This window comes from Streptococcus sp. SS-4456 (assembly GCF_036680365.1).
GTDB lineage: Bacteria > Bacillota > Bacilli > Lactobacillales > Streptococcaceae > Streptococcus.
The window spans coordinates 41,723-48,508 of sequence record NZ_JAVIHI010000012.1; the positions used below are offsets into that span (position 1 = coordinate 41,723).

At 35.5% G+C, this 6,786-nt stretch carries 4 protein-coding genes; all 4 read right to left on the reverse strand.

Annotated features, from left to right (window positions below; all coding sequences use genetic code 11):
* Positions 1-2: 2 nt before the first annotated feature.
* Genes RFK25_RS05275 through RFK25_RS05290 form a run of 4 tightly spaced genes read right to left on the reverse strand, consistent with a single transcriptional unit; the run spans position 3 to position 6,213 of the window.
* The gene (locus RFK25_RS05275) at positions 3-1,994 is read right to left on the reverse strand and encodes a CHAP domain-containing protein (protein ID WP_332412050.1); all 1,992 of its coding nucleotides are present in this window, start codon (positions 1,992-1,994) and stop codon (positions 3-5) included.
* A gap of 7 nt (positions 1,995-2,001) precedes the next feature.
* Complete coding sequence (locus RFK25_RS05280; protein ID WP_443035553.1) at positions 2,002-3,822, reverse strand: VirB4-like conjugal transfer ATPase, CD1110 family; 1,821 nt, start codon at positions 3,820-3,822, stop codon at positions 2,002-2,004.
* Positions 3,803-5,257, reverse strand: coding sequence for a G5 domain-containing protein (locus RFK25_RS05285; RefSeq protein WP_332412052.1), 1,455 nt, complete (start codon positions 5,255-5,257; stop codon positions 3,803-3,805). Before RFK25_RS05285 ends, RFK25_RS05280 begins: the two co-directional genes overlap by 20 nt.
* Positions 5,254-6,213 carry a DUF6017 domain-containing protein gene (locus RFK25_RS05290; RefSeq protein ID WP_172025732.1) on the reverse strand — a complete coding sequence of 320 codons (960 nt, stop codon included), beginning with the start codon at positions 6,211-6,213 and terminating at the stop codon, positions 5,254-5,256. The genes RFK25_RS05285 and RFK25_RS05290 overlap by 4 nt, the downstream gene beginning before the upstream one ends.
* Positions 6,214-6,786: the final 573 nt, after the last annotated feature.

Consider the following 6,786-nt stretch of genomic DNA (forward strand, 5'->3'; position numbering starts at 1 on the left):
CCTTATAATCCAAAATTTATGTAATAACATTGTGCCGCCATCTCACGAGGAAGATAGCCTGTTGAAATCACGAACTCCCCTTTAACATTCATTTCTGATATAACGATACTTCCATCAGGATTAACTCGCTCGACAAATGCAATATGACCGTAGGTAGGGTCCGCATAGGGTACAGTTGGTGGCATACATACTGCAGTACCAGCTCGTGCCTCCCGACTAACTGGATAACCGTATTTTGCAGCGTAGAAAGCCCACTCTCCTCCATTTCCCATTGGGGAATGTTGGATTGGCTTTCCAAGTTGTGAAAAGCGATTATATACATACCAGGTGCATTGCCCAGGGTAACCACCGTTTAAGGCTGCAACATGGCTAGGATTTGGTGGTGGAAAATTACCACCTGTCAAATTTACGTCGTAAACTGATGATACATTTCCTGGAAGACTGATCCCTGTACCTGAAGGAAAAGAAGCTTCTAAGTTCCCTTTGGATTCTCGTAGTATCTTATAATGCTCTAAATTCTGTGGCTTACTCGCAAATATTTCATGAACTAGACCATCCATATCTTTTTTAGAAACCGTTGCGATTAATTTTCGATACAAATCTGGAACTCGTTTTTCTACAATAGTTTTCTTCCCACTTGTGTCAAACACTTCTTCCTTGACTGTTCGGTACCGTATTTCCTTCTCCTCTTGGTAGGAAACATGGTACATCTGCTCATATAATTGTCTCATAGCAGGTTCAACACTTGCTTGGTCTTTTATTTCACCGAAACGAGCTGTCAGATAGGCTAATAAGACATGCGGATCATGGCCAATTTGTTCCCTACCTTTTACAATGTATTCATCATATCCAGGTTTTGACTCCTTCAATCTCGCCAACTGATTGGATAAAGTCAATTCATAAGTAGAGAAAATATGATTCAAGGCAATTAGCATTTCCTCTGAAGATAAATAAGATGTAGTGGTAAGTTGGTAAGAAACTGATGATAATGCACCGAACATAAATTGACTATCACCTTCAATTATTGAAGCTGCCTCAACAAAACTAGTGGAATCTGCATCATTTTGAGATAACTCCAAACCAGTTTCAAATGGTGATAAAGGTCTATCTGAGAAAATATTGCCACGCTCTTTGACTAATTCACCTTGACCGTGTATTCTTCTATTCTTTTTTCTAAGTTGAGAAGTATTTTCTTGGCTTTGCTGATGAATTAATTTTGTTTCCCCCTCATTTCTACGATGGGAAAACTTTGAGTCTGCATCAACGATTCTACTTTGATTAGTCACAAATCTACGAAATGGACTTTCGCGATGTTTTCTAACATTTGACTGATTGCTTTGTGAAACGCTTTTTCCTTGAATATGATTAGTTTTTGACTCTATATCCCCATGCTTCTTTATATATAATTCAGTTGAATTAACAAAGTCTTCATGAATACTTACAAGTTCAGGAGGTAGGGCATCCGTCTCAAGAGGAGTTGGTTGAATATCCTCCTCAAAACTTGTTTTGATTTCTGAATGTAGACTAGTCTGAACATTAGTTGCGTTGTCGTTCTGTGTTTGTGAAAATTTTTGATTTTCAAAAGAATTATGTTGATTTAATTGAACTTGTCTCCTCTGTGTCTGTGGCCTTGATTCAACTTGTAATCTTTCTGGTGGATGAGACTGTTGCGAACTTTCCTGATTAACCTTTTTAGTTCGTAAACTATCAAGTTGTATGGTTGATTTGTTTGCATCTTGATTGTTTGAATGTGTTTGCGGGGATTTATCATTTGATTTTTTGTGAATATGATTCTTCTTTTCTGACGTATCACCTTTAAGATGGTTACTCTCTAGTTTACTTCCCTTATGAATAATTTGGTGCTGAAAGCGAACTTTCTCATCAACTGCTCTCCCAGAAAAATCTTGCACTTCTTTCCGTTGTCCTATATCAGGTTTTGATTTTGAATAATGTTTCTTATTGGTCTCGCGGACCATTCGTTTTGACTTTCCCATTTCTCACCTAGCCTTTCTTGACCTCCTCTGGTTTGGTAGTCATCTTTTGATACAATATTGTATTCTTAGGAAATTGGTCTAAGAATGGGACAATGGTATTCCCAAAGAATAGTAGCCCCTCTCCTGCATTAGAGTTTGTCACATAATTTAGCTGATAAGGTGAAATTTTTAGCTTTCTAGCTAATATTTCTCTATCGCCAGAAGCCTGGTTTAACATCATGATAAAATCGGTGTTATCAAAAACATTTTCAATTTCTTTGCTTGCCAATAAATCCTTCACGTTCTGAGTTAATCCAGTTGGAATACCTCCCCACTTCCGAAACCTCTTCCAAATTTCAACAGAATACTGTGCTGTTTGTTCTTCCTTCAATAGTAAGTGAAATTCATCTATATAATAGCGAGTTGACTTTTGGCTCTGCCTATTTTGTGAAACCTTGTTCCATACCTGGTCTTGAATAACTAACATACCAATCTTTTTCAATTGGGTTCCTAACTCTTTAATATCGAAACATAAGAGGGACTTATTCAAGTCAACATTGGAACGATGATTGAAAACATTAAGGGAACCTGTCACATAAATTTCCATTTCAGTCGCTAATTTCCGGCCAACACTTTCCTCCTGTTTTAACAATAATTCATATAGGTCTTGTAAAATTGGCATATTCTCTGGTATCGGATTTTCAAAATACGCTTCATAGATTTTGGGAAGACACCTATCGATAACTGACTTTTCTGCTGCAGTTAAACCAGAACCACCTACAACCAATTCAAGCATAGACATAATAAAATTCGCTTTATCCTTCAAAGGTGCATCCCCATCCCCATAGTTAAAGTTTATATCCAAAGGATTTAGGTAATCTTTTGATTTTGCGGATACATGAATAACCTCTCCACCAAATGCTTCAACTAAAGCACCATATTCTCCTTCCGGATCACAGATGAGAATATCATCATCAGTTACTAAGATAGCATTGGAGATTTCACGCTTTGCTGAGAATGATTTTCCAGACCCTGGCGTCCCCAAGATTAAACCATTGGGGTTCTTTAGTTTCTTTCTGTCTGCCATAATTAAGTTATGGCTAATGGCATTTAGACCATAATAGATGGATGTACTAGAGGTCATGAATAATTCTTCAGTCATAAACGGAATAAATACGGCCGTGCTTGAAGTTGTTAATTGCCGCTTTATTTTAATGCAATTCATTCCTAAAGGTAGTGCTGATATTAAGCCTTGCTCCTGTTGGTAATCCAAACATTTCAGCATACAATTGTGGCGACTGCAGATGGTCGCCAACTGGGAGACTGCATTGTCCAGTTTAGCTTTTGACAATCCTTGGTTTAGAATGATAAACGAAACGAGAAACATCTTCTCATCACGACTTTGTAAATCATTCAATAGGTGTTTCAAATCAGTACCGTAGGTCATCAAGTCTGAAGGAATAATATCTAAATCATAACCAGAACGATAAGCTTTCTTCTGCTCTTCCATCGTCATCCGTTGAACATCGGTGAACTTACGTTTGACTAACTTTATCGCATCAACTTGATCCAAGGCTTGAATATGCAATGATAGAACCATATTCTCCTCTAGTGAAAGTAATTCAGTTAAGAATCTATCAGACAATTCTGATGCTAATATCTGCACATGACTAGTCTGGCATAGGACATTATCCATTGAAAAATACTTCTTCTGAAAGTGAATTTTATCTGGTACGATTATAGAACGACAATCCCGATTTTCCAATTCATCAGGTAATGTAGATAAGTGCTCAGTCGGGTTCAAAATATGATGAAGTACAATCAAACGTTCAAATAGTTTTCGTATCAAGCAATTTTTGTGTTCTAGTACCTTTTCTTGTTTCGAATGTTTCTTGAATTATTCTGATACCTTTACTACCTTTACTAACAATAACTTCTTCATCTTCATACATTTCTGAATTTTCTTGACGTATTACCTGGTAGTTTATTTCCTCTTTCCTTTCAACAGTCTCCTGGCCAACTACCTCATTCACAATAATTTGATATGGGCTATTATCTTTTAGTAAAATTCTTGTTGGAGGAATACTTGCAAACACATATCCATTAGGTGGTGTCACTTCAAGTGTTACCTCATCCCCTCTGTTGCCGGTTATTGTATGTCCGTCTCCAACTTTTTCTCCATCCTCTGTTACAAACTCAATATTCTTAGAAATTGATTCAGGAATAACAGGAGTGTTATCAACTTTTTCAACAACCTCAATATAGTTGTGATTAGAAGCAAATAAATCAAATCCATGTAGGTTGCTTCCATCACCAATCGACATAATTGCAAGACGAGTTTTTAACGGATTGATTGTAGAGTTTTTCCATGAGTTGATTCTTCCACTCGTCTTGTATGTTTTTCCGTCAATTATAAATTCAATATTTGAATTTACTTTTTGGTCGGTCACATTCAATTGCTGAACTTCCTCTTCAGTAAGTTCTTTCAAATGCTTAATAGATTTCCCTGTTTGTGGTTCTATTGAAAACTCACTATTTAAAACTAAGAAATATTTTTTAGTAGCTGATTTCAACCCCTTTAGTCTACCATCAATGATGTTAGTTGATAACTCCTTGTCACCAACCTGCACTTTTAAATAGCCTGCATTTGATTTCTGATATGCTGAAGCCATTTCATAGTATTGTGGAGTCTGAAAAAATCCTGTGACTAATTGACCATTTGTATCTCGTACATTGTCAGCTTCTGTCAATTCAAAATACCCGTGATGAGAATTTCGAGTTGTTAGAAATGCATATGCAGTGTAAGAAAGGTTCCCGTATATATTATAAATATCTTGACCTAAATAACGGTTCAATTGATATTCAACCATTCCATAATCTAATAATGGAACTTCACGACCATCAATCTCTGCGATTAGCTTACCGAGTTTATCACGCTTAAAATCTGAAAAAGTTTTAGGTTGTCCATTGACTAATAATTTGTATGGATAAGCTTCAGGAATACGAATAGCCTGATAATTCTCAGTAAGGCTCGAATGTGCCCCCTTAGCAATCTCCAAACTTGTATCTGTATAATCAACAACGAATTGATTCCCATTTAGAGTACCCCAATCTTTACTACTCCCATCTACATCATTTCGATGAGAAATTACTTCATTGGCATATACTGTAAATGAATTTACAGATGAAATTTGTGTAGAATTAAGACATATAAGTCCTATGGTAAGAGAAACCAGTCCAATAGTTAATTTACGTAGACAAAATTTACATTTTTTTGAAATCATAAGTTATTTCCTCCAAAATCTTGTTTCACTTGGTTTGAATAATAGGCACCAATAGTCTGAGGTGCATTAAAAGCTGTTGTTAAAATATAAGCTCGGATATTTCGAATGTTTGTATCAACCTTTGATAAACATTCGCAGATGTAGTCAATATGATACATTGTCAGCTGTCTAAATCTATCTTTTACAAAGTCAATCGGCAATCGCATCTGATTGATTGAAATTGTTCCATCATGCTGATAAAACACATCAGCTATCACTGGTAAAACCTCATCCCATTCACATAATTTTTCTCGACAACCTGACTGTACTAATAATTCATACTGTACTTGTTTCTTTAATTTCTCAAGTTCATCCCCCTCTTCAATAGATTGATTGATATAAAATGAAGTATCATCTGTTGTATTATTTGTTGAATTATTTGGTAATGGTTGGTTCAAATTGACACTATGCATTGGGTCATTCTGACCTGATGCAGTAGAACTTTTTGAACGAGTGCATTGGGTCAAAATGAACTTTTCCATTGGGTCATTTTGACCCAATGCATTAGTTAATGTAGAATTTATTCCTTCATCCAATGCTTTCTCTGCAATTTGATTTCTTTTTATTTTTACCATTTCCTGTAATTCAAAAATTCTTTCTAAGTCCAATGAATACCACTTGGTTTTATCCCTTGGATCTTTATTGTAATTGGCAGTTAAAAGAAAACCTGCTTTTTCGAGTTTTGAAAAAGTCCTTTTAACTGTTTCATAACTAAGATATGAAAAATCGGACTCATGCCAAGCCCGAATCGAATTATATGTCCAATATCTACCATCGTGGAAATTTTTCCCATTTTGTTTATTTACTTCTAGCCAGAAATTTATTTGTTGGAGTACAATTGCTTCATTCAAACCTATTTCTCTGGCCAAGACAGGATTTGCGACAATTGGTCGCTCATCAAACAAGAGAGCATTCATAGACACCTCCTTTAAATATTCTTTAAAAAGAAAAGCAACCAGAAGAATTCTGATTGCTCGATAAGTTTAAAACGAATGATGCATGATAGATTTAATGAGATTTATTGATATAATCAAACCAAAAAATAAACCAAAAATAGTTAAAAGTATTGAGAATATTTGATTAAATAGCAATATACTTACTATTTCTTTAGTGTAAGTCAAAATGTTAAAAAATTATAAAGGAAAGCTAAAAAAGCCCGTAGAATCAGGCTTTTACGCTGAGTTAATTCTAAAAAAAGGTACCAAATTTTCTTTCAATTTTATTGGCTTTACATACATGTCCAATAAACCATTGAATAATTGCCATGTAAAACCTCCTTTGTATTACTTCATTGAAAAAAGCCGTCAAACGGCTTGTTTTGTCCTATTATAGCAAAATTAAGACAGTTTGTCATATTCATTGATAAATGAATATGAATAGTTGCTTATTAGGGGAACAAAAGTCATAACCACCCGTGAAAACGGGTGGCTTGTACACCGGCTGTAAGCCGTTTCTCTCCAGCGACGTCTAAAGACGTTCGCTGAACTTCG

Excerpts from the sequence above, each read along its gene's own strand:
- RFK25_RS05275 (WP_332412050.1), bottom strand. The coding sequence starts at position 1,994 with ATGGGAAAGTCAAAACGAATGGTCCGCGAGACCAATAAGAAACATTAT.
- RFK25_RS05285 (WP_332412052.1), bottom strand. The coding sequence starts at position 5,257 with ATGATTTCAAAAAAATGTAAATTTTGTCTACGTAAATTAACTATTGGA.
- RFK25_RS05290 (WP_172025732.1), bottom strand. The coding sequence starts at position 6,213 with ATGAATGCTCTCTTGTTTGATGAGCGACCAATTGTCGCAAATCCTGTC.